Source organism: Caballeronia sp. AZ10_KS36, from assembly GCF_023631105.1.
Taxonomy (GTDB): Bacteria; Pseudomonadota; Gammaproteobacteria; order Burkholderiales; family Burkholderiaceae; genus Caballeronia.
Genome location: NZ_JALQDQ010000025.1, coordinates 356760 through 381397 on the forward strand (window position 1 = coordinate 356760; position 24638 = coordinate 381397).

22 protein-coding genes are annotated in these 24638 nt (G+C 64.0%); 17 read left to right on the forward strand and 5 right to left on the reverse strand.

Annotation, left to right across the window (positions count from 1 at the left end):
* The first annotated feature begins 234 nt into the window (after positions 1–234).
* A complete protein-coding gene (locus tag NCR35_RS17080; protein ID WP_250535289.1) occupies positions 235–882 on the forward strand; it encodes a phosphoribosyltransferase in 648 nt (215 codons plus the stop codon).
* On the opposite strand, the gene mdeB is transcribed toward NCR35_RS17080, so the two are convergent.
* Entirely contained in the window at positions 879–3593 is a 2715-nt protein-coding gene (mdeB, locus tag NCR35_RS17085; RefSeq protein ID WP_250535290.1) for an alpha-ketoglutarate dehydrogenase, read from the reverse strand. The two genes, NCR35_RS17080 and mdeB, sit on opposite strands and share 4 nt — an antisense overlap.
* A 139-nt stretch (positions 3594–3732) precedes the next feature.
* Between mdeB and NCR35_RS17090 the strand changes: the two genes are divergently transcribed.
* The 6 genes from NCR35_RS17090 to NCR35_RS17110 all read left to right on the forward strand — a co-directional run bounded on the left by NCR35_RS17090 (position 3733) and on the right by NCR35_RS17110 (position 8280).
* Complete coding sequence (locus NCR35_RS17090; protein ID WP_244850074.1) at positions 3733–4263, forward strand: Lrp/AsnC family transcriptional regulator; 531 nt, start codon at positions 3733–3735, stop codon at positions 4261–4263.
* A gap of 691 nt (positions 4264–4954) precedes the next feature.
* Complete coding sequence (locus NCR35_RS17095; protein WP_250535291.1) at positions 4955–5848, forward strand: ATP adenylyltransferase family protein; 894 nt, start codon at positions 4955–4957, stop codon at positions 5846–5848.
* A 50-nt stretch (positions 5849–5898) separates the two neighbouring features.
* Positions 5899–6933 carry a S1C family serine protease gene (locus tag NCR35_RS17100; protein WP_250535468.1) on the forward strand — a complete coding sequence of 345 codons (1035 nt, stop codon included), beginning with the start codon at positions 5899–5901 and terminating at the stop codon, positions 6931–6933.
* Between the two features lie 129 nt (positions 6934–7062).
* Complete coding sequence (locus tag NCR35_RS17105; RefSeq protein WP_250535292.1) at positions 7063–7344, forward strand: putative hemolysin; 282 nt, start codon at positions 7063–7065, stop codon at positions 7342–7344.
* A gap of 127 nt (positions 7345–7471) precedes the next feature.
* Positions 7472–7606 carry a hypothetical protein gene (locus NCR35_RS29885; protein ID WP_284503082.1) on the forward strand — a complete coding sequence of 45 codons (135 nt, stop codon included), beginning with the start codon at positions 7472–7474 and terminating at the stop codon, positions 7604–7606.
* A gap of 167 nt (positions 7607–7773) precedes the next feature.
* Positions 7774–8280 (forward strand): DUF2628 domain-containing protein, encoded by a 507-nt coding sequence (locus NCR35_RS17110; protein ID WP_250535293.1) that lies wholly within the window; start codon positions 7774–7776, stop codon positions 8278–8280.
* A gap of 117 nt (positions 8281–8397) precedes the next feature.
* Here NCR35_RS17110 and NCR35_RS17115 read toward each other — a convergent pair whose 3' ends face one another.
* The gene (locus NCR35_RS17115; protein ID WP_206469465.1) at positions 8398–9141 is read right to left on the reverse strand and encodes a response regulator transcription factor; all 744 of its coding nucleotides are present in this window, start codon (positions 9139–9141) and stop codon (positions 8398–8400) included.
* Between the two features lie 490 nt (positions 9142–9631).
* Between NCR35_RS17115 and NCR35_RS17120 the strand changes: the two genes are divergently transcribed.
* From NCR35_RS17120 to NCR35_RS17130, 3 genes are all read left to right on the forward strand, one after another.
* Positions 9632–10924 carry an MFS transporter gene (locus NCR35_RS17120; RefSeq protein ID WP_250500443.1) on the forward strand — a complete coding sequence of 431 codons (1293 nt, stop codon included), beginning with the start codon at positions 9632–9634 and terminating at the stop codon, positions 10922–10924.
* A 107-nt stretch (positions 10925–11031) separates the two neighbouring features.
* The gene (locus tag NCR35_RS17125) at positions 11032–12477 is read left to right on the forward strand and encodes an MFS transporter (protein ID WP_250535294.1); all 1446 of its coding nucleotides are present in this window, start codon (positions 11032–11034) and stop codon (positions 12475–12477) included.
* 66 nt (positions 12478–12543) lie between these two features.
* Positions 12544–12711 (forward strand): hypothetical protein, encoded by a 168-nt coding sequence (locus NCR35_RS17130; RefSeq protein ID WP_244850068.1) that lies wholly within the window; start codon positions 12544–12546, stop codon positions 12709–12711.
* A gap of 76 nt (positions 12712–12787) precedes the next feature.
* Here NCR35_RS17130 and NCR35_RS17135 read toward each other — a convergent pair whose 3' ends face one another.
* Both NCR35_RS17135 and NCR35_RS17140 read right to left on the reverse strand, forming a co-directional pair.
* Positions 12788–13060, reverse strand: a complete 273-nt coding sequence (locus NCR35_RS17135; RefSeq protein WP_175941399.1) for a hypothetical protein — start codon at positions 13058–13060, stop codon at positions 12788–12790.
* Positions 13061–13180: 120 nt separating this feature from the next.
* On the reverse strand, positions 13181–14017 hold the full coding sequence (locus NCR35_RS17140) for a helix-turn-helix domain-containing protein (protein WP_250535295.1): 837 nt from the start codon (positions 14015–14017) through the stop codon (positions 13181–13183).
* Between the two features lie 235 nt (positions 14018–14252).
* On the opposite strand from NCR35_RS17140, the gene motA reads away from it, so the two are divergent.
* Positions 14253–15122 carry a flagellar motor stator protein MotA gene (motA, locus tag NCR35_RS17145; protein ID WP_175941395.1) on the forward strand — a complete coding sequence of 290 codons (870 nt, stop codon included), beginning with the start codon at positions 14253–14255 and terminating at the stop codon, positions 15120–15122.
* A 33-nt stretch (positions 15123–15155) separates the two neighbouring features.
* Positions 15156–16139 carry a flagellar motor protein MotB gene (motB, locus tag NCR35_RS17150; protein ID WP_244850065.1) on the forward strand — a complete coding sequence of 328 codons (984 nt, stop codon included), beginning with the start codon at positions 15156–15158 and terminating at the stop codon, positions 16137–16139.
* Positions 16140–16182: 43 nt separating this feature from the next.
* Here the strand turns inward: motB and NCR35_RS17155 are convergent, their stop codons facing one another.
* Complete coding sequence (locus tag NCR35_RS17155; RefSeq protein ID WP_250535296.1) at positions 16183–17514, reverse strand: Nramp family divalent metal transporter; 1332 nt, start codon at positions 17512–17514, stop codon at positions 16183–16185.
* Between the two features lie 271 nt (positions 17515–17785).
* Between NCR35_RS17155 and NCR35_RS17160 the strand changes: the two genes are divergently transcribed.
* The 5 genes from NCR35_RS17160 to NCR35_RS17180 all read left to right on the forward strand — a co-directional run bounded on the left by NCR35_RS17160 (position 17786) and on the right by NCR35_RS17180 (position 24627).
* Complete coding sequence (locus NCR35_RS17160) at positions 17786–18064, forward strand: DUF4148 domain-containing protein (protein WP_250535297.1); 279 nt, start codon at positions 17786–17788, stop codon at positions 18062–18064.
* A gap of 141 nt (positions 18065–18205) precedes the next feature.
* Positions 18206–18469 (forward strand): DUF4148 domain-containing protein, encoded by a 264-nt coding sequence (locus tag NCR35_RS17165; RefSeq protein ID WP_250535298.1) that lies wholly within the window; start codon positions 18206–18208, stop codon positions 18467–18469.
* A 226-nt stretch (positions 18470–18695) separates the two neighbouring features.
* A complete protein-coding gene (locus tag NCR35_RS17170) occupies positions 18696–21872 on the forward strand; it encodes an efflux RND transporter permease subunit (protein ID WP_250535299.1) in 3177 nt (1058 codons plus the stop codon).
* 23 nt (positions 21873–21895) lie between these two features.
* A complete protein-coding gene (locus tag NCR35_RS17175) occupies positions 21896–23179 on the forward strand; it encodes an efflux RND transporter periplasmic adaptor subunit (RefSeq protein WP_250535300.1) in 1284 nt (427 codons plus the stop codon).
* Entirely contained in the window at positions 23176–24627 is a 1452-nt protein-coding gene (locus tag NCR35_RS17180; protein ID WP_250535301.1) for an efflux transporter outer membrane subunit, read from the forward strand. The genes NCR35_RS17175 and NCR35_RS17180 overlap by 4 nt, the downstream gene beginning before the upstream one ends.
* Positions 24628–24638: the final 11 nt, after the last annotated feature.

The window sequence follows — 24638 nt, forward strand, 5'->3', positions numbered from 1 at the left end:
GAATCCCTCATCCGAAAGCGCCCCCGAGTCGGGGCGCTTTTTTTTCGCCGGGCCGGTTCGTGGCGCGCTGTCGTGCGCGTGCGCTCCTTCATATGGGTGACAGACGATTTATCGCCTACGATGTAGGAAGCTGCCTAGGCGGGACCGCGCAGACGCCCGGCGGCCGCGCCGTATGGGCGCTACGCGTGCCTCGGCGTGAATTGCAGCCCCACGCGCCGGCAGGACCCATGCCACATGAACTCCACCTTCAAGGACCGGCGCGAGGCCGGCCGCGAACTCGCCACGCTGCTCGCGGACTACGCGAACCGCGACGACGTGATCGTGCTCGGCCTCCCGCGCGGCGGCGTGCCGGTAGCCTTCGAAGTGGCGAGCGCGCTTGGCGCCGCGCTGGACGTGCTCATCGTGCGCAAACTGGGCGTGCCGTCGCAACCCGAGCTTGCGATGGGCGCGATCGCATCCGGCGACGCCTTCTTTCTCGATGAGCGCATCGTCGCCTATGCGGGGGTGAGCAAGCCCGAACTCGACGCCGTGATCGAAAGCGAGCGCGCCGAACTGGCCCGCCGCGAGGCGATGTATCGCGGATCGCGTCCGCCGCTCGATACGGCCGGCAAGGTCGCGATCGTCGTGGACGACGGCATGGCCACGGGCGCCACCCTGCGCGCGGCCGCGATATCGCTGCGCAACGGCGGCGCCCCGCCCACGCGGGTGATTGCGGCGTTGCCGGTCGCGCCGCTGGATGCGGCGTCGCGCTTTACGGAAGTCGTCGATTCATGCGTCTGCGTGCTTCAGCCGCGTCACTTCATGGGCGTCGGGCAGTTCTACATCGACTTCGAGCAGACGAGCGACGACGAAGTGCGCGCGCTTCTAGGACTCAGCGCCTAGCGCGTCCACGGAGCGTCGCGTTCGGCATGCGTCGCGCCGTACTTCTCCCGTGCGAGCCGCAGCACCGCGCGCTCGATCAGGCCGTCGTCCGCCAGGGCTTTCAGCGCCGAAAGCACGATGGCCACGCGGTCCACTTCGAAAAACGCGCGCAGCGACTGCCGCGTGTCGCTGCGCCCGAACCCGTCGGTGCCGAGCGTCACGTACCGGCGCGGCACATAGGCGCGGATCAGTTCGGGCACCGCGCGCACGTAGTCGGTCGCGGCGATCACCGGCCCGCGCGATGCCTGAAGCGCACGCGTCACATAGGGCGTGGGCGCGTCGTCGGAGAGGCGGTCCAGGCGCTCGCACGCCGCGCCATCGCGATGCAGTTCCGCATAACTCGTCACGCTCCACACCGCCGCCGCGATGTTCCAGTCGGCTTCGAGCATGGCGCGCGCGGCGATCGCCTCGTTCAGGATCGCGCCCGAACCGAGCAGTTGCACCTGAGCGCGACTCGCCTCGTCGTCGCCGGAAATGCGGTGGATGCCGCGCAGAATGCCTTCGCGCGTGGCCGAATCGAGCGTCTTGCCGGGCGCGGAGGGTTGCGCGTAGTTCTCGTTCGTGACGGTGACGTAGTAGAAAACGTCGCGTTGGCGCGTCAACATCTCCTGCATGCCCTCATCGACGATCGCCGCGACTTCGTACGCGAACGCCGGATCGTAGGCGCGGCAGTTCGGAATGGTCGATGCCGTCAGATGACTCGTGCCGTCCTGATGCTGCAAGCCCTCGCCGCCGAGCGTCGTGCGCCCGGACGTCGCGCCGATCAGAAAACCGCGCGAACGCTGGTCCGCCGCCGCGAAAATAAGATCGCCGATGCGCTGAAAGCCGAACATCGAGTAGTAGATGTAGAACGGCAGCATCGGCAGGTCGTGGACGCTATAGGAGGTCGCCGCCGCGATCCACGACGAAATCGCGCCCGCCTCGGAGATGCCCTCTTCAAGAATTTGGCCGCGCGTGTCCTCGCGGTAGTAGAGCATCGAGCCCATGTCTTCCGGCTCGTAAAGCTGGCCGAGCGGCGAATAGATGCCCACTTGCCGGAACAGATTCGCCATGCCGAAGGTGCGCGCCTCGTCGGCGACCACCGGCACGATGCGCGGGCCTAGCGTCGCGTCCTTCATCAGACTGCCGAGCATGCGCACGAACGCCATGGTCGTGGACATCTCCTTGCCGGCGCTGTCGAGCGCGAATTGCGCCCAGCTGCCGAGCGCAGGCGGCACGAGCGATTCCGACGCCTTCGCGCGTCGTCGCGGCAGGTAGCCGCCGAGCGCCGCGCGGCGTTCGTGCAGATAGCGCATTTCCGGGGCGTCGTCGGCGGGCTTGTAGAACTTCAGCGCCTCGACGTCGGCATCGGAAAGCGGCAGGCGAAAGCGGTCACGGAACGCCTTCAGGTCGTCGAGATCCAGCTTTTTCTGCTGATGCGTGGTCATGCGGCCCTGCCCGACCGTGCCCATGCCGAAGCCTTTCATTGTCTTCGCGAGAATCACCGTCGGCTGGCCCGTGTGAGCGAGCGCCTTCGCATAGGCCGCATGCAGCTTGCGCACGTCGTGGCCGCCGCGCCGCAAACGGTCGATGTCTTCATCCGACAAATGCGCGGCGAGCGCGGCCAGTTCCGGGTTCTGGCCGAAGAAGCGCTCGCGGTTGTAGCGGCCGTCGTTGGCGGAGAACGTCTGAAACTGGCCGTCGACGGTATGCGCGAACGCGCGCAGCAGCGCGCCGGTGCGGTCGCGAGCGAAAAGCGCGTCCCAGTCCGATCCCCACAGCACCTTGATGACATTCCAGCCCGCGCCGGTGAACTGGGCTTCGAGTTCGTCGACGATGCGCCCGTTGCTGCGCACCGGCCCGTCCAGCCGCTGCAGATTGCAGTTGATGACGAACACGAGGTTGTCGAGCCGCTCACGCGAAGCCAGCGACAGCGCGCCGATCGACTCGGGCTCGTCCATCTCGCCATCGCCGAAAAAGCCCCAGACCTTGCGCCCTTCCGTCTGCTTCAGGCCACGGTTCTGCAAATAGCGCATGAAGCGCGCTTGGTAGATGGAGTTGATCGGCCCGATGCCCATGGAGCCGGTCGGAAACTGCCAGAAATCAGGCATCAGCCACGGATGCGGATACGAGCACAGCCCCGGCCCGCCAATCTCGCGCCGGTAGTGCTGCAAATGCGCTTCATCGAGGAAGCCTTCGAGAAAGGCCCTCGCATACACGCCCGGCGACGAGTGCGGCTGAAAGTAGACGAGATCGCCGCCGTGGTTCTCGCCCGCTGCGCGAAAGAAGTGGTTGAAGCCCACTTCGAAGAGATCCGCGGCCGACGCGTAGCTCGCGATATGGCCGCCGAGTTCGCCGTAGGCGCGGTTCGCGCGCACCACCATCGCCAGCGCGTTCCAGCGCAGCACGCCGGCGAGTTTCTCTTCGATGTCGAAGTTGCCCGGATACGGCGGCTGCTGTTCGACAGGAATCGTGTTGGCGTACGGCGTCGCGCGCGCCCGCGCCGATTCGACGCCGACCGACAGCGCATGCTCCGCAAGGCGGTCGAACAAATATTGCGCGCGCTCCTTGCCGACGTGGGCCACCACCGCGTCGAGCGCATCCAGCCACTCGGCTGTTTCGCCGGGGTCGGCGTCTTCACGCCCCCGCGCAAGAGAAAGAAGCTGACTGGTTCCGTTCGACAAGTCGGTCATGGCGCGGCTCCGCTGGCAGGGCTAGTATCAGTCGAGGATAACCAGTCGCGCGCAGAATATGCATCTCATTTGGCTGCGAGATCGCTTTGCGGTAGTGTTCTTATTCTGCGAAAACGCGCAAAACAGGAACGTCTCGACTATGAGCACCCAGGCGAAGCAGCGGTTAGACCGCATCGACATCGGCATTCTCAACGCGCTTCAGCACAATGCGCGCATCACGAATTCGGAGCTTGCGCGCGCCGTCAATCTGTCGCCGACGCCGTGCTTCAATCGCGTGCGGGCGCTGGAGAAAGCCGGGCTTTTCAGGCAACACGTCACGCTGCTCAGTCCCGAGGCGCTGGGACTCAGCATCAACGTGTTCATTCAAGTGAGTCTGGAGAAGCAGATCAAGGACGCGCTGGCGCGCTTCGAGCAGGCGATCAGCGAGCGCCCGGAGGTCATGGAGTGTTACCTGATGACCGGCGATGCCGACTATCTGCTACGCGTGGTGCTGCCCGACGTGGCGGCGCTGGAGCGCTTCATTCTGGAGCGGCTCACGAAGATGCCGGGCGTGTCGAATATCCGCTCGAGCTTTGCGCTCAAGCAGGTGCGCTACAAGACGGCGCTGCCGCTGCCTGCGTCCGGCCTGACGTTGCCGGAGCCGAAGAACGGGGAGGAAGACTGGGCGTGATTCACCCCACGACAAAGGCTCCCTGAAACGGGAGCCTTCGAATACCAGTCACGCTCTCACAAAGGGAGCGGCAACCTTACGCCGAGATGTTGATGTCGACGGTCGTGTTGGTCGACGAGGAGCTCGACGCCTTGGCGGTGCCGCCAGCGATGTTGGCTTGAGCCAGCGCAGCGCGTTCGATCTTTTGCATTTGCATACCTTCTTGAATGACGGTTGAAACGATGATGCTAAAACGTCGACGTCGCAGCTTTAAGCCGTGATCGTGACGCTGACGTTCGTGGTGGACGAAGACGTGCTCGACGCCTTGGCGGTGCCACCAGCGATGTTTGCCTGAACCAGAGCAGCGCGGTCGATTTTTTGCATGAGAGTGCTTCTCGCTTGAAACAGAAAAATGTAGGTAATACGCCAGAAGAGATCTGCGCTGCGCGCAATCCCCGGCCAGCGTCGCCCTCAGTCACGAAGCCTGTTCGTTTTGCACAACGAACGGATAACTGCATTCGCGATCGACTGAGTGGGAGAAAGTCTATCCAAGTCGCCGCCTGAACTGAACGCCGAAAAGTCTGAACTATCGAAGCTATTCTGTGCTGTTTCGCTGCGCAGACGTTCTTTAGCAGCCGTCTGGACACAGCTTCCGCACGCTATATGCGTAAAGGCAGCAGAATGCTCATTCGGGCAATCACTCGTCAGGAACATGAGCTCAACTTCACTGCCAGAAGCGCCTTCATGGCAAGCCGTCGTCGATCAAACGGCGCGCGCGCTCGCGTGCGGCGCGCTGCGTCCGTTCGACACGATCGAGCGCGTCGTCGAGGAAGGCGGCGTGCGCTTTCTCGTGCGGCAAGCGGCCAATCTCGCGCGCAAGGACGAGGCCGCGAAGCTCGCGGCCAAGTCTGCCACCGATGCTGCAAGCGCGTGGCGCGATCCGTTCTCACCATGCGAGGACGCGTTGCGCGTCGGCGATATAGGCGAGAGGCACTTTCTGTTGCTGAACAAGTTCAATGTCATTGCGCACCATCTGCTGATCGTGACGACGCAGTTCGAGCCGCAAGAAGCCCTTCTCGACGCGGACGATTTCGCCGCCCTGCTCGCGTGCCTGAACCAGTACGACGGGCTCGGCTTCTACAACGGCGGCGCCGTCGCCGGATCGAGCCAGCCGCACAAACACATGCAGATGGTGCGGCTGCCGCTCGATGGTCTCGCGGCGCCCGTGGAACCGTTGATCGCGAACGCGCGAAACGGCGCGATCTTCCGCGTGCCGGAGCTCGCGTTCGGTCACGCGGCGGCGTGGCTCGACGACTCGTCCGAGAACACGCCGCACCGCGCGCACGACACGTATCGACGGTTACTGGACGCAATCGGCGTCGAACCGCTCGACGTCGCCGGGGCAACGCATCAGGCCGCGCCGTACAACTTGCTCGTCACCCGCCGCTGGATGCTCGCCGTGCCGCGCACGGTGCCCGATGTCGAAGGCATCGCGATCAACGCGCTCGGCTTCGCCGGTTCGTTTTTCGTGCGGGACGACGCCCAGCGCCGCATCGTCGAGACGCTCGGGCCGATGAACCTGCTCTCCCGCGCCGCGCGGGGTTGAAAAGCGCCGGCGCGGCCCACATGTCGCCTCTCGAATATCGGGAGTCCAACATGGGAAGCCGGCCACAATTCATCGACGATCTTGCGCGCGGCCCGCAAGACGCCTCGCAGTCACAGCCGCAACCGCTCGACGACACCGCGCTGCTCGACGCGTATTCGCGCACCGTGATCGGCGCGCTCGAACGTGTGCAGCAGGCCGTCGTTTTCATTTCGGTCGAGCGCGAAATGGCCGATGCCCGCGGCGCGCGTCGTCAGGCGGGCGGCACCGGCTCGGGGTTCATCTTCACCCCCGACGGTTATTTGCTGACCAACAGCCACGTCGTTCACGGCGCGACGCGCATTACCGTGACGCTCGCTGACGGCGCGCACTTTCACGCCGATCTCGTCGGCGACGATCCGGGCAGCGATCTCGCGGTGCTGCGCATCGGCTCGCCGGAGCCGCTGCCGCATGTCGAGCTCGGGGAATCCGGGAAGCTGCGCGTCGGCCAGATCGCGATCGCGGTGGGCAATCCGCTCGGCCTTGCGCAGACGGTGACGACAGGCGTCGTCTCGGCGCTCGGACGGTCGCTGCGCTCGACCTCCGGCCGCATGATCTACGACGTGATCCAGACCGATGCCGCGCTCAATCCCGGCAACTCGGGCGGTCCGCTCATCAACTCGGCGGGACAGGTGATCGGCGTGAACACGGCCATTATTTCGGGCGCGCAGGCCATTTCGTTCGCGACTGCCATCGATACGGCCAAGTGGGTCATCATGCAGATTTTCGCGTACGGACGCGTGCGGCGCGCCTATATCGGCGTGGCGGGAACGACCGCGCCGGTGTCGCGGCGCGTGCAACGCTTCTTCGGGCTGACCTCGGCGAGCGCGGTCCACGTGATGGAAGTCGTCAAGGGCAGTCCGGCTGCGCTGGGCGGGCTGCGCACGGGCGACCGTATCGTCGCGGTGGATGGCGTGAGCGTCGATAGCGTCGACGGTTTGCAGCGCGCGCTGGATGCATCGCGTATCGAGCGCGCGGTGAAGGTCGCGGTGCTGCGCGGCACGCAGATGATCGATGTCGATGTGACGCCGGTTGAGCAGACGGGATGATGGTTGGCGGGCGGCGCCCGACGCGCGACGCGCGCCGCTCAACTGGAACCCACGGCGCGGGAATTCGACGGCGCCGGGAGCGCTTGATATAGTCGCGGCGCTCAGGTATCCGATCGATCTCGTTCCTCCATGTTCAAACTCGCCACCTCCTTCGCCGTTGCTGTTCTGCTGGCAGCGTGCGCGTCGCCTGCCCCTTCCTCCTCCGGCGTTACGGCAGACCAGAGCGCCTCGCGGGCCAATCCGCAGGTAGGACTTCCCAACCCTGCTTCCACGAACTGCATCCGCCGAGGCGGGACACTGCGAATCGTCGATAGTGGCGACGGCCAGATCGGCATATGCAGCTTTCCAAGCGGCAAGTCGTGCGAGGAATGGGCGCTGCTGCGCGGCCAATGCTCGCCAGACCAGGAGTAACCGGTCCTACCTGGGCGCTTTTCCTCCGTAGCGCGACGCCGGCGTAATTTTGAGATACATCCGATGGCAAGCAAAAGCACGCTATCTCAAAATTACACCTGTCCAAACGCAACCGAGGTAACGAATCATGAGCCCCTTCTTCCTGATCGACGTGGCAGCCCTGTCCCGCCAATCTGACCCGCGCCGCAATTCCCTTAACCACGCGGTGCCGACGACGATGCTCGAGACGCTTTCCCGCCTGCTCACTTCGCTTTTTCATTAATCGACGGGCGCATGGCACCCAACGGCGGAGATTCGGAATCCGAGTTTCATCGTCGTTTAGCCTCCCTAACGAATTAAAACATTTGATCAAACCGAGGCGAACACATGGACGCCGCTACGCTGATCGTGCGAAGCTGGCTCCTTTGATTAATACAAAAAAAATCGCCGATGAATCAAATCAACGAGCAAGCCGCACCGGAAACCGACACACGCTCCGCATCATTTCAACTTGATCGCGACATGGCACTGTTCGTCGGAAAGAACATTGATTATTACAGTCGCAAGTGGGTGATTCAAAACCCGCGCACGTCGAAGCTAACCTGGAACGGCGCCGCGTTCCTATTAGGGCCGGTCTGGCTCGTGTACAGGAAAATGCACTGGCAAGCCGCCGCATACATTGCAATCGCTGTGGTTTGCACCGTAGCGACGTCTTCGCTGAGCGAGGGAATCAATCGTGCGCTCTCTTACGCGTTTCCGGTGGCGATGGGGTTCAGCGGTAATTCAATTTACCTCGCGCACGTCGAGAAGATTCTCAAGACGGTCAGCGATTCTCCCTTACCGGCTGAAATACGCAACGCTGAGTTAGTCCGTCGTGGAGGCACGAATCCCGTCGCCGCGTGGCTTCTCGGTATTGCGATTATCGTGCTTACAGCCGTGGCGGTAATTAGCGCGTGAGACAGCGTCTCAACCGAGTTGCTATTCAACGTCTGAACAAGTGGATGGCTTCATTTCAGCCAAAAGCGAAATGCCGTCTCACGACGGCATTTTCATTCACCTTCGTTCAACCACGCCTCAAGCCGCGATTCGCGCATGCTCCGTTTCCACGCGATCGTCGCCCGCGTCTTCGCCGTCATCGTAAAGATGGAGCAGCCGATAGCCGCTCTTATACACCGGCTGCAGACGGAAGTGATTCACCGGCTCGATTTCCAGCGCGAGACGCAAACGCGAAACATGGCTATCTATAGTGCGCGTGGTTTCGCGGAATTCCCGGCCCCAGACCATGGCGAAAATGTGGTCGCGCGACAGCACGCGGCCGATATTCGAAAAGAAAAGCTGCGCCAGCCGGAACTGCGTGCCGCTCAATTGCACCGGACGGCCGCGCACGGTGACGGTCTGCTGACGCGAATCGAAGCGATACGGCCCGATCTCAAGGCATGCGCTGGAAGTCGTCGGATACGCGCGGCGCAGCAGCGCTTCGACTCGCGCGCCGAACTCGCCCGGACGGATGGGATAGACCACGAAGTCGTCCGCGCCCGCCGTCAGCGCGCAGACGACGTTGTGCTCCGCGCCGTCCGCGGTGGCGAACATGACGGGAACGCGCTCGCCGAAGCTCGAGCGCACGGATTTGAGCAGATCGAGTCCGCAAAGACCCGTCGAGTTCCAGTCGAGGATCAGCAGATCCACGGTCGAGCGGGACAGCGCCTTGGAAAGCAGCAGGCCGTCGCCGAAGGTGACGACAGTGTGTCCGAGTCGTTTGACGACTTCGGCGATGAGATTTCGGTAACTTGGGTCGGTTTGCAAAACGGCGACGCGCATAGTGTCAAGCCTGATGAGTCTAAGGACATGGGCCGATACCGCTCTCGCGGCATCTCCCCGGGCGTCTCGTTACAAAAAGAGACGGCAAATACAGGCACGCATTCTGGTCAGCGCGACCACCCTTTCCCATCGGACTCCTCCGAAATGTCAACGCATGTAACCGCCGCGCGCCGTCAGTGGCGCGAGCACGCGACATCCGAATGTGATTTTTCGTGTAGCGGCGACTTACATCCTGTAACATGCCGCCTTCGGCTTACATCGAGCCGAAAGTCCCCGCTTCCGCCGCCTTACAGAGACGGCGTGAGCGCAAGCTGCGATACGGCTGTCCGCCGACATGCGCAGCGCGGTGACGGGCGCCGGTTTCGGACCGCGCCCCAGTCGTTCCCGTTTTCGCGCTCACCCGGCGCGTCGGACATCCCGCAGGGCATCGCCTCGTCCCATGCGTCGCTCGACCGCACGCGTGGCTTTTCTCATTACGGGTTCTCATTCGATGCAGGCAACACCTTTCGACGGCGCGTCGCACGCCGCCGGCCGCGCGCTGACGCGCGGCGATTACAAGACGCTCGCGCTCGCCGCGCTCGGCGGCGCGCTCGAGTTCTACGACTTCATCATCTTCGTGTTCTTCGCGCCGGTCATCGGCCAGCTGTTCTTTCCGGCGTCCATTCCTGACTGGCTGCGGCAATTGCAGACTTTCGGCATCTTTGCCGCTGGGTATCTGGCGCGGCCGCTCGGCGGTATCGTGATGGCGCATTTCGGCGATCTGCTCGGACGCAAGCGCATGTTCACGCTTTCCGTCCTGCTGATGTCGGTCCCGACGCTCCTGATGGGACTCTTGCCCACCTACGCGTCCCTCGGCCTGATGGCGCCGGTTCTGCTGCTGGTGTTCCGCGTGATGCAGGGCGCGGCGGTCGGCGGCGAAGTGCCGGGCGCGTGGGTATTCGTCTCGGAACACGTGCCGCGCCGCCATATCGGCTATGCGTGCGGCACGCTCACGGCGGGCCTGACTGCGGGCATTCTGCTCGGCTCGCTGATCGCGACGGCCATCAACAAGACGTTTGCTCCTGCCGATGTCGCGAGCTTCGCGTGGCGTCTGCCGTTCCTGCTCGGCGGCTTGTTCGGGCTTTGCTCGGTCTATCTGCGCCGCTGGCTGCATGAAACGCCGGTGTTCGCCGAACTGCAGAAGCGCAAGTCGCTGGCGGCGGAACTTCCGCTGAAGGCGGTCCTGCGCGACCACGGCCGCGCCGTCATCGTGTCGATGCTGCTCACGTGGATGCTCTCGGCCGCCATTGTCGTCGTGATTCTGATGACGCCCACGCTGCTTCAGAAGCAGTTCCACATTGCGCCGGCCACGGTGCTGATCGCGAACTGCGCCGCGACGCTCTGCCTCACGGTCGGCTGCGTGCTCGCGGGCGCCATTGCCGGCCGCATCGGCGCGGGCAAGACGCTATTCGTCGGCGCGTTCCTGCTGGCGGGCTCGTACTACGCGCTGTTCCAGCAAGTCGCGGTCGATGCCTCGACGCTGCTGCCGTGGTACGCGCTCACCGGCTTCACTGTCGGCGTGATCGGCGCGATTCCGTTCGTGATGGTCAAGTCGTTCCCGCCCGCCGTGCGCTTTTCGGGCATCTCGTTCTCGTACAACGTCGCGTATGCGGTGTTCGGCGGACTCACGCCGATCGTCGTTTCGTTGATGATGAAATCGAGCCCGGCCGCGCCCGCGCTGTATGTCGGCGCGCTTTGCGTGGTCGGCGCGGTTACCGCGCTCTTCATCAAGGAAGCGCGCTGAAGCCGCAAGCCGTTTCGTCGTGACGGAAAGACAATGGCGCACGCCTCGGCGGTGCGCCATTTTCATTTCAGGTGAGGCCGAAACATCCCGCGCGTCACGCGCCTACGATGAGCGGCATGAACTCGAACCTGTCTTCCCGCCAGTTGTGCGTCGTCGCCGCGACGAGCGTCGGCTTCGTCGTCTCGCAGCTCGATGTGTCGATCGTGAACGTCGCGCTCGCGAGCATCGCACATGATCTCGGCGCGAGCGTCGCGAGCCTGCAATGGACCGTGGACGCCTACGCGCTCGCATTCGCCGCGCTGATGCTTCTGGCCGGCTCGCTCGGCGACCGGCTCGGCGCGCGGCGGCTGTTCGTCGGCGGACTCGCGGTCTTCGCCTTCGCTTCGCTCGCCTGCGCCTTTTCAAGCGATGCCGCGCAATTGATCGCGGCGCGCGCAATTCAGGGCGTCGGCGCGGCAGCGATGCTGCCGAATTCGCTCGCGCTGCTGAACGCCGCGTGCGGCCACGAGCGGCGCGTGCGGGCGCGCGCGGTCGGCCTCTGGACGGCGGCGGGCGCGGTGTCCATCGCGGCAGGGCCGATTGTCGGCGGTGCGCTGATCGCGGCGTTCGGCTGGCGCAGCATCTTCTGGGTCAATCTGCCGATCTGCGCGGCGGGCGTCGCGGCGACGCTCGCATGGGTGGACGAGTCGCCGTCGCACGGGCGCGGCGACGGCATCGACGTGAGCGGCCAGGCGCTCGCCATCGTGGCGCTCACGGCGCTGGTCGGCGCGGTGATCGAGGCGCGGCCGCTCGGGCTGTCGCATCCGCTCGTGACCGGCGCATTCGCTATTGCGGCGACGGCGACGGCCGCGTTCATCGCAGTCGAGAGGAGAAGCCCCGCGCCAATGCTCCCGCTCGCGCTATTTAGCGAGCGCACGTTCAGCGCCGCGGTGCTGTTCGGCATCGCCGTGAACTTCACCTACTATGGAAGCGTGTTCGTGCTGAGTCTGTATTTACAACGCGTGCTCGGACAGACGCCGTTGCAGACCGGCCTCGCGTTCTTGCCGCTCACGGGCGGCTTCCTGCTGTCGAATCTCGCGAGCGGTCCGGTCGTGGCGCGTTTTGGCTCGCGCGGCCCGATGATCGCGGGCGCCTTGCTCGACGCGGCGGGTTTCGCGGCGCTCGCTTTCGTCGATGCCCAGACGCCGACGGTCGCTCTGCTGCTTCCGTTTCTGCTGATCCCGTCCGGCATGGGCGTGGCCGTTCCGGCAATGACGACCGCGCTACTCGGCACGGTCGGCCAGCGGCGCACGGGCACGGCGTCGGCCGTGCTGAACACCGCGCGGCAGGCTGCCGGCGCAATGGGCGTGGCCGCGTTCGGCGCGTTGGCGGCCCACGCGGGCCACGCGGGAGGCACGGCGGCATCGGCGCAAATCGTCGATGCGGTGCGCTGGTCGGCGGCTGCTTCGGTGGCGATGCTGGCGTGCGCGGCGGTCATCGCGCGTGGCGTGCGCGGCGGGACAGCGGCGGACGGCGATGAAGCCGCGAACCGGCACCGACGCGCGGCGAAATAGCTTGGCGCATTCGGCGGGAACACAGGTTGCGAACCGGCTCAAGTCACTTCAAGGAGAACCCGCATCATGTCCAACCAGCCACACGCCCCGGAAGAAACCGTCGAACCTGATCCGGACAAGTTGCTCGATCCGGATGCGGCGCCGAATCCCGACGATCCCGACATGCCGGACGGTCCCGATTCGGCGATGCCGCTCGTCCCGGCCGATCCGAAGAACGGCGAGCCGCGCATGTAGCGGCTCGTTCATGTCCCGCATGACGAATGCCCGCGCACCCTTTCGGGCTGCGCGGGCATCGTCGGATAGAAACACGCTAGAGGCTTGTCGTCTGCACCTCGCCGGTTTCCAGCGCCCGTTCGATCAATGCTTCCTGCTGCGCCTTGCGCACTGCGTCCGCGACGAACGTATCCGGCGCTTCCACTTCCGCCCTGATCGTGCCGATGATGCCATCGGCCTGGACGATGACGAGCGATTCCGCCGAGTCCGCTCGGCTGATGATGACGCGCTGCGGTCCGCCGCCTTCCGCGATGCTCGCGCAAAACTGCATGCGCTCGCCGCCGATCACGTGTTCGAATGTCTGAATCATGGCTGCCTTCTGCGTTGGTTGGACAAAAGCTGACGCTGGCACCGGCGCGCGCGTATGGCAGCGCGCCGCTCCCCTCCTGTTGATTGATTCGCGCGGCGGCAGCAGGTTCCACATCACCCGTTAGCGACGCTCGCCGTGCGCCCGATGGAGTATGCGCGCGGTGGCGTCGTCTGCGGGGAAAAAGGCTTCGATTGCGAGCTCCGAGAGCGTGACATCGACCGGCGTGCCGAACACCGTGGTCGTGCTGATGAGCGACAGCACGCCGAGCTCCGTGCGCAAGCGCAGCGGCACGACGACAAGATCGGTTGCGCCGCGCTCGGCGCGTCCCGCGTGCGGCGGCGCGGGATACGCTTCGAGTTCGTCGCGCAGCGCGGCGAGCGTCGTGTCGCCTGACACGTCTATCTGCCGACGCAGCCGCGCAAGCAGATGCGCGCGCCACTCGTGCCAGTTCTCGATGACGCTCGCGAGCCCGCGCGGATGCAGCGCGAGGCGCAGCACGTTGACGGGCGGCGCAAGCAAGGACGCATCCGCCGCTGCGACGAGCGGTTGCAGCGCGGCATTGGCGGCGATCATCGTCCAGTGACGATCCACCGCGAGCGCGGGATACGGCTCGTGGCCCTTCAGCACGAGTTCGACGGCACGCCGTGCGGGTGCGAGTTCCGGGTCCGCGAATGCCCGCTCCTTGTACAGCGGCGCATAGCCCGCTGCGAGAAAAAGCGCGTTGCGCTCGCGCAAAGGCACGTCCAGTTGCTCGGCGAGCCGGATCAGCATGTCGCGGCTCGGCACGGAGCGTCCGGATTCGATAAAGCTCAAGTGGCGCGTCGAAACGTCCGCTATACAGGCAAGTTCCAGTTGACTCATGCGCCTGCGTTGACGCCATTCGCGCAGCAACATGCCAACCGTGGCAGGCGTGACGCCCGGCGCGCGGGCCTTGGCTTCGGTCAGTGTCGTGTCCATGCGCCGATGTTAGACGAAGCGCATGGCAGCAATCCATTACCTTGCGCGTAAAGCACGCGCGTAAGTTTTACCTTGGCGGAGGCCGCCTCGAAATGTTTGCGGGCGCCACCCTAAATGTCGGCGTGTACCGCGCCGTTAAAAAGCCCAGCATCATGCAGACAATGCATTGCGAGCCGTGCGTGTTTCGCTAACGAGTGCGCACGGCTCGCAACGCCCGGACATTTGCGGAGAAATCATGTTTGTCGTTATCGGATGGGTAGTCGTCATCGGCTCCGTCATCGGGAGCTTCATGGGGGTCGGCGGTCACTTGGCAGCCCTCGTTCAGCCTTTTGAATTGCTGTGTATTTTCGGCGCGGCCATCGGGGCGTTCGTCGTATCGAACCCCACGTCCACGCTCAAGAAAACCTTGCAGGCACTGCCGAAGGTCTTCAAAGGCGGCGGATATACCAAAGAGAAATACCTCTCGCTTATCGCGCTGCTGTACGAACTGCTGCAGAAGGCCCGCAAGGAAGGAATGATGGCGCTCGAAGCGGACGTCGACGCGCCCGAGTCCAGCCCGGTCTTCCAGAAGTACGAACACGTGATGGCGGATCATCACCTGCTCGATTTCATCGTCGATTACCTGCGCATGATGTCGGCGGGCAACGTGAACGCGCTCGAATTGCAGGACCTGATGGACGAAGAACTCGAGACGCATCACACGGAAAGCGCGGTGGCCGCGAACGCCATTCAGAAGATGGCCGATGGCTTGCCCGCATTCGGCATCGTGGCCGCGGTGATGGGCGTGGTGCATACGATGGGCTCGGTAGGCGCTGCGCCCGCCGTGCTCGGCGAGATGATCGCCGGCGCGCTGGTCGGCACGTTCCTCGGCATCTTGCTCGCCTACGGCTTCATCGGCCCGCTCGCCGACCTGCTCAACGCGAAGGGCGCGGCGGAAGCCAAGCCGTTCCAGTGCGTGAAGTCCGTGCTGCTCGCATCGATGAACGGCTACGCGCCGACGGTCGCTGTCGAGTTCGGCCGCAAGGTGCTCTTCACGGCGGACCGTCCGAGCTTCAAGGAACTGGACGACGCCGTGCGCGCCACCAAGTCGCCGAAGTCGGCCTGACCCGCTTCTGCGTAGACACAAGGAGCATCGTTCATGGCTGAAAGACCGTCTCGCGACCCGTTGCAATCCGTGCTCGCGCCCACTGTCGTCGTGCGTCGCAAGAAGAAGGGCGGCGGCCACGGCGGCCACCATGGCGGCGCGTGGAAGATCGCCTATGCGGACTTCGTGACCGCAATGATGGCGTTCTTCCTCTTGATGTGGCTGCTCGGCTCCACGTCGAAGTACGACAAGGAAGGCATCGAGCAATACTTCAATACGCCGCTCTCGGCGCTGTTCGGCAACGAAGGCGGCGCCTCCGCCCATACGAGCGTCATCAACGGCGGCGGCAAGGACCTGTCCAGCTCGCGTCCCGGCGAAGCCAACAAGAGCCAGACGCAGCCGGTGCCGCCTTCCGTCGCGCGCGCGGCCGTCGCCGTCGACGACATGCAGCGCCTGCAACAACTGAAGCAGAAGCTGACCGCGCTGATCGAGAACACGCCCGCATTGCGCGCGTTCAAGGATCAGATCCGCATTGCGATCACGAGCGAAGGCTTGCGTATCGAGATCGTCGATTCTTTGAAGCGGCCGATGTTCGCATCGGGCAGCTCGAAGCTCGAAAGCTATGTGACGACGATTCTGTCCAACATCGGCGCATCGCTCAACGACGTGGACAATCGCGTGTCGATCGCAGGCCATACGGATGCCGTGCCCTACTCCGGCAACCAGAAAGGCTATTCGAACTGGGAACTGTCGAGCGAGCGCGCGAACGCGGCGCGGCGTGCGCTGGTCGCGGGCGGCATGAACGAAGGCAAGGTGTTGCAAGTGCGCGGTCTCGCCGACGCCCTGCCGCTCAACAAGGACGTCATCGACGAGCCGACGAACCGGCGCATCAGCATTCTCGTGCTGAACAAGGCGGCTGAACTCGCGTTCTTCCGCGATGGCGGACGCACCACGGTCGATCAGGCACTGCCCGCCGACGCTGCGATTCCCGCTGCCGTCGCGGCGAAATCGAATACGCCGGTCGCTGTCGTCAAGTAAGCCGCATTTAGTACGCGGTAGGCGGTTCGCGTAGGCCTCGCGCTTACGCGAACCACTCCGTCGCGGTCTGCACGACGAGCCAGATGTTAGCCGCGCTGATCACGACGAAAAGCAGCCACGCAATGACCTTCGTATGCGGCGCATTCGCGAAGCTGCCCATCAGCGTGCGATCGCTCGTCATGCGAATCAGCGGATACAGCGCGAACGGCAATTGCAGACTCAGCACGACCTGGCTCGCGACCAGCAGCTTGCCGACCGCGCCGTTGCCGAGCATATAGACACCGATCAGCGCAGGCACCAGCGCGAGCGCCCGCGTGATGAAGCGCCGCTGATAACACGGAATCTTCAGGCGCAGAAAGCCTTCCATGATGACCTGCCCTGCAATGGTCCCAGTGAAGGTGGAGCTTTGCCCCGAAGCGAAGAGCGTCACCGCGAACAAAATCGCGGCAAGCCCGCTGCCGACGATGGGCGCGAGCAGCTTGTATGCGTCCTCGATCTCGGTCACTTGCGTGTGACCTGTCGCATGAAACGCGGAAGCCGCGAGAATCAGGATCGCCGCGTTGATGAGCAGCGCAAGCATCAATGACGCGATGGTGTCGAGCCGCGAAAGCCTGATCGACGAAGCAAGATCCTTCGGCTCGCGAGTGACCACGCGTGTCTGCACGATGGAAGAATGCAGATACAGGTTATGCGGCATCACGGTCGCGCCCAGAATGCCGATGGCGAGATAAAGCGGCTCGCGCTCGGACAGCACGTGAAACGATGGCACGAGTCCCGCCGCGACGGACGGCCAGTGCGGTTTGACGAGCGCCAACTCCACGATGTATCCCACGCCGATGGTCGCGATGAGCCCGAGCATGATCGCTTCGAGATCGCGAAAGTTCTTGCCCTTCAGCCCCAGCACGATGAGCGTGTCGAATGCCGTGAGCACCACGCCCCACATCAGCGAACAGCCGAAAAGCAGGTGAAACGCCAGTGCGCCGCCGAGTACTTCGGCGAGATCGCACGCGATGATCGACAACTCCGCGAGCATCCATTGCGCATTCGCGACAGGCTTCGCGTAACGCTCGCGCGACAACTGCGCGAGATCGCGGCCGGTGACGATGCCAAGGCGCATCGACAGACATTGCAGCACCATCGCCGCGATGCTCGACGACACGACGACGAACAGCAGGCTATAGCCATAGCGCGAGCCAGCTTCGATGTCCGTCGCCCAATTGCCGGGGTCCATGTAGCCGATCGAGATGAGCAGCCCCGGCCCCGCGAATTGCAGCAGCTTTTTCCAGAGCGGCGTGCCCGGCGCAACGATGACGGAGCCTTTGACCTCGGACGGGCAGAACGGAGCGGTAGCGGTAGTCGGCAGCTTGAACGGCAATTGATCGTATCCGGTTCGATAAAGGAAGGCGAGGCGTCGAGCGTTTCGTCGGATGGGCCGGCCTCGCGCGCAGGCGAGTCTATCACTGGCCGCGCCGTCTTTCAGGCAGCCGACACGCGCGCGCCGCTGACCGAAACGCCATGTGCGCGCCAGCATCTCGTCACGGTACGACAAATAGAATTCAGCCGTGGCGAAAGCCGTCTTCTCTGCTCTCGCTCACCTTCCCGACCGCATGCCGCGATCGCCCTTCACCCGTTATCAGGAGTTCGCCATGAAACTCGTCATGCGTATCGTTGCCGCCGCGCTCATCGCCTCGCCCGTCGCTGCAATGGCCCAGCAAGGCCTCACGCGCGATCAGGTCAAGCAGGACCTTCAGCAACTGGAACAGGCCGGCTATCGGCCGGCGGCACGCGAGGCGTTCTATCCCGACGACATTCAGGCTGCCGAAGCGCGCGTGCATGAAGGCACCGCGTATGGTGCATCGCCGGAAGGCACGTCGGCCTCGGGCGGCACGATGTCGAACACGCCTTCGCAGCAGATGCCGCAATAGTCCGCGCATCTTTCCCGGCAACCGCCGCAAACAGGCGAATTCTCGCAACCACTCGTGCTTACAATGGACCGGTCCACGGCAACTGTGCCGTGGATGCGCATTGCGATTGCGTCCGTCCATCATCTGCATGAGGAGTTCGCCATGAAGCCAGTCACGCGCATTGCCATTGTTGCGTTCGCGCTCTCGCCGCTTGCCGCCGCCGCGCAGTCGAACGGTTTGACGCGGCAGCAGGTCCGCGACGACCTGATCCGAGCCGAGCGGGCCGGATACTTTCCGGGCGTCGACGATCAACGGTATCCCGGCAGCTTCCTCGACCGACGCGAGGGCATCTATACCGGCGCAAGCGTGTATCGCTCGGCGGCACCGCAATCGTCGCCCAACGACACCAACGGCAACTTGAACTGATGCCCTAGTGGAGCGATCGGCCCACGCGGTCGCTCCGCTTTCCATGAACGTCCGAACGTTCGCGTAACCGCGAAAATGACCGCTGCGCCATTTTCGCGTCATTATCTCGTTGGTGCCCGCGCACTACCATAGCGGCACCGAACGTAAGGCGCCCGCCTCTTCGTGGAACGCCGCGCGCTAACCAGCACGATTCCGGCGCCTTTCCCCGCACTCTCCTAACGACTCAATGTGGATCGTCAACGTTGCGCTGAAGCGCCCCTATACGTTCATCGTCATGGCCATCATGATCGTGCTGGCCACGCCGTTCGCCCTCTTGACGACGCCGGTAGACGTGCTCCCCGAGATCGACATCCCCGTGGTCAGCATCATCTGGACGTACACGGGCTTGTCGTCGCAGGACATCGCTAATCGCATCACGTCCGTCAACGAGCGCAGTCTGACGACCACCGTCAATAACATCGAGCACATCGAGTCGCAGTCGCTTCCGGGCATCGCCATCATCAAGCTGTTCCTGCAGCCGACCGCCAACATTCAGACGGCCATTGCGCAGACGGTAGCCGTCGAGCAGGCGCAGCTCAAGCAGATGCCGCCAGGCGCGACGCCGCCGCTCGTCATCAGTTATTCGGCGTCGAGTATTCCGGTGATTCAACTCGGCCTGTCGAGTCCGAAGCAGTCGGAGCAGGAACTGAACGACACCGCCCTTAACTTTCTGCGTCCGCAACTGGTGACCATTCCGGGCGCGGCCGTGCCGTATCCGTATGGCGGCAAGACGCGCCTGATTTCCGTGGACCTGAACACGCGCGCGCTTCTCGCCAAGGGCCTCACGCCGATAGACGTGGTGAGCGCCGTCAACGCGCAGAACCTGATTCTTCCGACCGGGACCGCGAAGATCGGCTTGAAGGAATACACGATCAACATGAACGGCTCGCCGACAACGGTGGCAGGCCTGAACGACATTCCGGTGCGCACGGTGAACGGAGCCACCACGTACTTGCGTGAAGTGGCGCACGTACGCGACGGTTCCTCGCCGCAGACGAATATCGTGCGGCAGGACGGTCGACGCGGCGTGCTTATCTCGGTGCTGAAGAACGGCAACGCGTCGACGCTCGCCATCGTCAATACGTTGCACAGCCTCTTGCCGCAAGCACGCGCGGCGCTGCCGCAAGATCTCAAGATCACTGCGCTCTTCGACCAGTCCGTTTTCGTGAAGGCCGCCGTGGAAGGCGTGGTGCGCGAAGCGTTGATTGCCGCCGCGCTGACCGCCGCGATGATCCTGCTCTTTCTCGGCAACTGGCGCAGCACGTGCATCATCGCCGTCTCGATTCCGTTGTCGATTCTTTCTTCGCTGCTCGCGTTGCATGCGCTCGGGCAGACCATCAACATCATGACGCTCGGCGGCCTGGCGCTTGCTGTCGGCATACTGGTCGACGACGCGACCGTGACGATCGAGAACATCGAGCGTCATCTGCACATGGGCACGGACTTGCACGAAGCGATTCTCGAAGGCGCGGGCGAAATTGCCGTGCCTGCGCTCGTTTCCACGCTATGCATCTGCATCGTGTTCGTGCCGATGTTCTTTCTGACCGGCGTAGCCCGCTACCTGTTCGTGCCGCTCGCGGAAGCCGTCGTCTTCGCGATGCTCGCGTCGTATGTCCTCTCGCGCACCCTCGTCCCGACGCTCGCGATGCTTCTGATGGGCCACGCGCACGCAGCGGATGCGAAGGCCCGGCCGAATCTTTTCATGCGGCTGCATCGCCGGTTCGATCACGGCTTCGAACGCATGCGCGCTGCTTACATCGTCATTCTGAGTACCCTGCTCGTGCGGCGCCGCGTGTTCGGCTCGCTATTTTTGGGCTTCTGTCTGTTGTCGGCAGGACTGGTTTTCGTGCTCGGCGAAGACTTCTTCCCGAGCGTGGATGCAGGCGATATCCGCATGCACATGCGCGCCCCGACCGGCACGCGCATCGAGGAAACGGCGCGTCTTGCGGATGAAGTCGAGAAAGTCGTGCGCAAGGTCGTGCCGCAGGACGAACTCGCCACCATCCTCGACAACCTCGGCCTGCCGTATAGCGGCATCAACTTGTCGTATAGCAACGCGGGCACGATCGGCACGCTGGATGGCGAGATACAGGTCGCGCTCAAGCCCGATCATGCGCCGACGCAAACCTACATCGACCAGTTGCGTTCCCTGCTGCCGCGCCTTTTTCCCGGCGTCGAGTTCTTCTTTCAGCCAGCGGATATCGTCACGCAGATTTTGAACTTCGGTCTGCCCGCGGCCATCGACGTGCAGATTCAAGGGCAAAACCAGCAAGGCAATTTTCAGGTGGCCAGCAACCTGATGAAGCAGATACGCATGATTCCCGGCAACGTGGATACGCATATCCAGCAGAAGCTCGACCAACCCACGCTCAGTCTTCAGATGGACCGCACGCGTTTGCAGCAACTCAATCTGTCCGCGAGCAATGTCGCGCAGAACGTGCTGATTTCGCTGTCGGGCAGTTCCCAGACGTCGCCGGGCTTCTGGTTCAATCCGCGCAACGGCGTCGAATACAACATGGCGGTGCAGACGCCGCAGTATCAGATATCGTCGATCGATGAACTGATGCGCACGCCGGTCTCCGCGCCCGGCACGGGGCCGACGCAATTGCTCGGCAACCTCGTGCGCCTGTCGCCCGAGAGTCAGTTCGCGGTCGTGTCGCATTACAACATCCGCCCTGTCATCGATATCTTCGTGAGCGTGGAAGGACGCGATCTCGGCAGCGTCGCGCGTCGCGTGAACGAGCTCGTCGATCAGGCGCGCGGCACGCTGCCACGCGGAAGCCAGATCGCCGTGCGCGGACAGGTCGAGACCATGCGCACGTCGTTCTTCGGCCTGGGCGTCGGCGTCGCGATGGCGATCGTGCTCGTGTATCTGCTGATCGTCGTGAACTTTCAGTCATGGGTCGATCCGCTCATCATCGTGAGCGCACTGCCCGCGGCGCTTGCAGGCATCATCTGGATGCTCTTTCTCACGGGCACGCATCTGTCCGTTCCGGCGCTGACAGGCGCAATCATGACGATGGGCGTCGCCACCGCCAACAGCATCTTGATGGTGTCCTTCGCACGCCAACGCCTCGCGGCCGGCGCGCCGCCGCTCACGGCTGCGCTCGAAGCCGGCGCTAGCCGCATTCGCCCGGTGTTGATGACCGCCTTCGCGATGATCATCGGCATGATTCCGATGGCGCTCGGCCTCGGCGAAGGCGCGGAGCAGAACGCGCCGCTCGGCCGTGCGGTCATCGGCGGCCTGCTCTTCGCCACCGTATCGACGCTCTTCTTCGTGCCGCTCGTATTCGCCGGCATTCACGCGCGGCTCGCACGCCGTGCACGGCGCAAAGACGAAGCGCAGCATCACGATCAACATTGAACGCATCACGCCCGAAGCCGAACATGACTGAAAAGAACCACGCATCGCTGGCCATTCCCGCGCGCGATCCCGACGAAGGCCCGGCGCTGCCGCCGCGCAACCTCGAATGGAAGCGCGCGAAGATTGCGATCGTCATCGTGCTCGCGCTGCTGGCGATAGGCGCGGTGCGCACGGTCGTGAGCGACCTCGTGCATAACCGCTCGGTCGCCACGCGCACGCAGCAGAACGCGCAGCAATACGTCAACGTGGCGTCGCCGACGCAAACGGACGGCAGCGGCGAAACCACGCTGCCGGGCACGTTGCGCGGCTTCGTCGAGTCGCCGATCTATGCGCGCGCAACCGGTTATCTGCTGCACTGGTACGTCGATATCGGCGCGCGCGTGAAGCAGGGGCAATTGCTCGCCGATCTCGACACGCCCGAGATCGATCAGGAACTCGCGCAGGCCGTCGCGCAACGCGACCAGACCGCATCGAGCCTCGGGCTTGCGAAGACATCACTCGAACGGTGGAAGCAGTTGCGCCAACGCGATGCCGTTTCGCAGCAGGAACTGGATGAACGCCAGAGCACCTATAACCAGGATGTCGCCAACCTCGCAGCCGCCGACGCCAACGTGAAGCGCCTGCGTCAGCTCGAATCGTTCAAGCGTATCGTGGCGCCGTTCGCTGGCGTCGTCACGCAGCGCAATGTGGATGTCGGCGATCTCATCGATGCAGGCAGTGGCGCAAGCCGCGCGCTCTTCGCGCTCGCGCAGTCCGATCCGTTGCGCGTGTATGTGCAACTGCCGCAGGCCTACGCGCAGAACGTGTCGGTCGGGCAGCAGGTGGTCGTCACGCAAGCCGAGCTGCCGGGGCAACAGTTTCACGGCAAGATGACGCATATCTCCGGCGCGATCGACGTGCCCACGCGTTCACTGCAAATCGAAGTGACGCTGCCCAATGCCGATGGACGTCTGCGCCCCGGTGCGTATGTACAGGTCGCGGTGCCGTCCGTCGCGCATGCGCGCCTGGTCGTTCCCGGCAACGCGTTGCTGTTTCGCTCGGAGGGTCCGCGCCTGGCCGTCGTCGATTCGAGCGGGCATGTGCATCTCCACAAGATCGTCATCGCGCAGGACCTCGGGCAGACGCTGGAGATCGAGAGCGGCATCGAAGCGAACGACAAGATCATCATCAACCCGAGCGACTCGGTGGCGGACGGCGATCATGTCGTGATCGCGCCGCAACAAGGCCAGCAGCACGAGCAGCAACACCAACCTCAACAACCGCAGCAACCCGAGCAGCAGGCGAGCGACAAGAAGGCCGCATCATGAGACGCATCGCCTCTATCGCGTTGCTGTCGATGCTCGCGGCCTGCACGGTCGGCCCCGACTATCAGCGCCCGCTTGCAGAGACGCCGCCGACATGGAAGACGGACTCGTACTGGCGCGTGGGCGAGCCTTCGCATGCGCCGCTTGCCCTCGACTGGTGGCGCGGCTTCGATGACGACATTCTCGACGCCCTCGAATCGCAGGCGCTCGCGCAGAACCAGACGCTCGCCGCCGCGAGCGCGCATTACGAGCAGGCTCGCGCGACACTTGCGCAAACATCATCGCTCGCGCTGCCCGAAGTGGATCTTGGCGCACAAGCGGCACGCACGCGCAGCTCGCGCAATCGCCCGGTGAACAACTACAGCACGCCGAGCATGTCGACCGTGCAGAACGATCTCAAGCTCGCGCCCACGGTCGATTACGACCTCGATCTCTTCGGCCGCATTCGCCGCGAAGTGGAAAGCGCGCAAGCATCGGAAGACCAGACGCGCGATGACCTCGCCAACGCGCGCCTCGTCTTGACCACCGATCTCGCGAGCGCTTACTTCTCGATGCGCGAACTCGATGCTGAGATCGACGTGCTCAATCGCTCGGTGCAGTTGCAGGAGAAGGCGCTCGACTACGTGAACACGCAGCACAGTCTCGGCGCGGTATCCGGCCTCGATGTGTTGCAACAGCAATCACAGCTCGATTCGACGCGTGTGCAAGCGCAACTGCTGCTCAATCAGCGCGCGCAATACGAGCATGCGATCGCCGCGCTGGTCGGCACGCCCGCGCCGCAATTCTCGATTGCCGCGAGAATCGATGAACGCCCGATTCCGCCGATACCGCTCGGCGTGCCGAGCGACGTGCTGCAACGCAGACCCGATGTCGCTTCCGCGGAACGCGCGATGGCCGCCGCCAACGCGCAGATCGGAGTGGCGAAGGCCGCGTTCTTTCCGAGCCTCACGTTGCACGGCTCTATCGGCTGGGAAAGCACCGCGCTCACGAACCTGATCTCTGCGCCGAGTCTTTTGTGGACCATCGGCACGATGGCGAGCCAGGTCGTGTTCGATGGCGGCCGTCGCTCGGCGGCGGTCGCATTCGCGAGCGAGGGGTATCGCGCAACGGAAGCGAATTACCGTCAGACCGTGTTGAACGCCTTCCAGCAAGTGCAGGACGGCATCGTCGGGCTCTCCGTGCTGGATGGCGCAGCGAAGCAGTCGCATGCCGCCGTGATGGATGCGCAGCGCCTGCTCTCGCTCGCGAATGACCGCTATTCCGGCGGCCTCGTCGCCTATCTCGACGTCATCACCGCGCAGCAGCAGTTGCTCACGAGCGAGCGGCAGGACGTGCAGATTCGCGGCCAGCAGCATACGGTATCGGTCGCGCTCGTGAAGGCATTGGGCGGCGGATGGGATGCGAGCGAGCCGGCGCAGACGCAAGATGTCGCCGACGCGCGTGCCAAGTGAATACCGCCGCG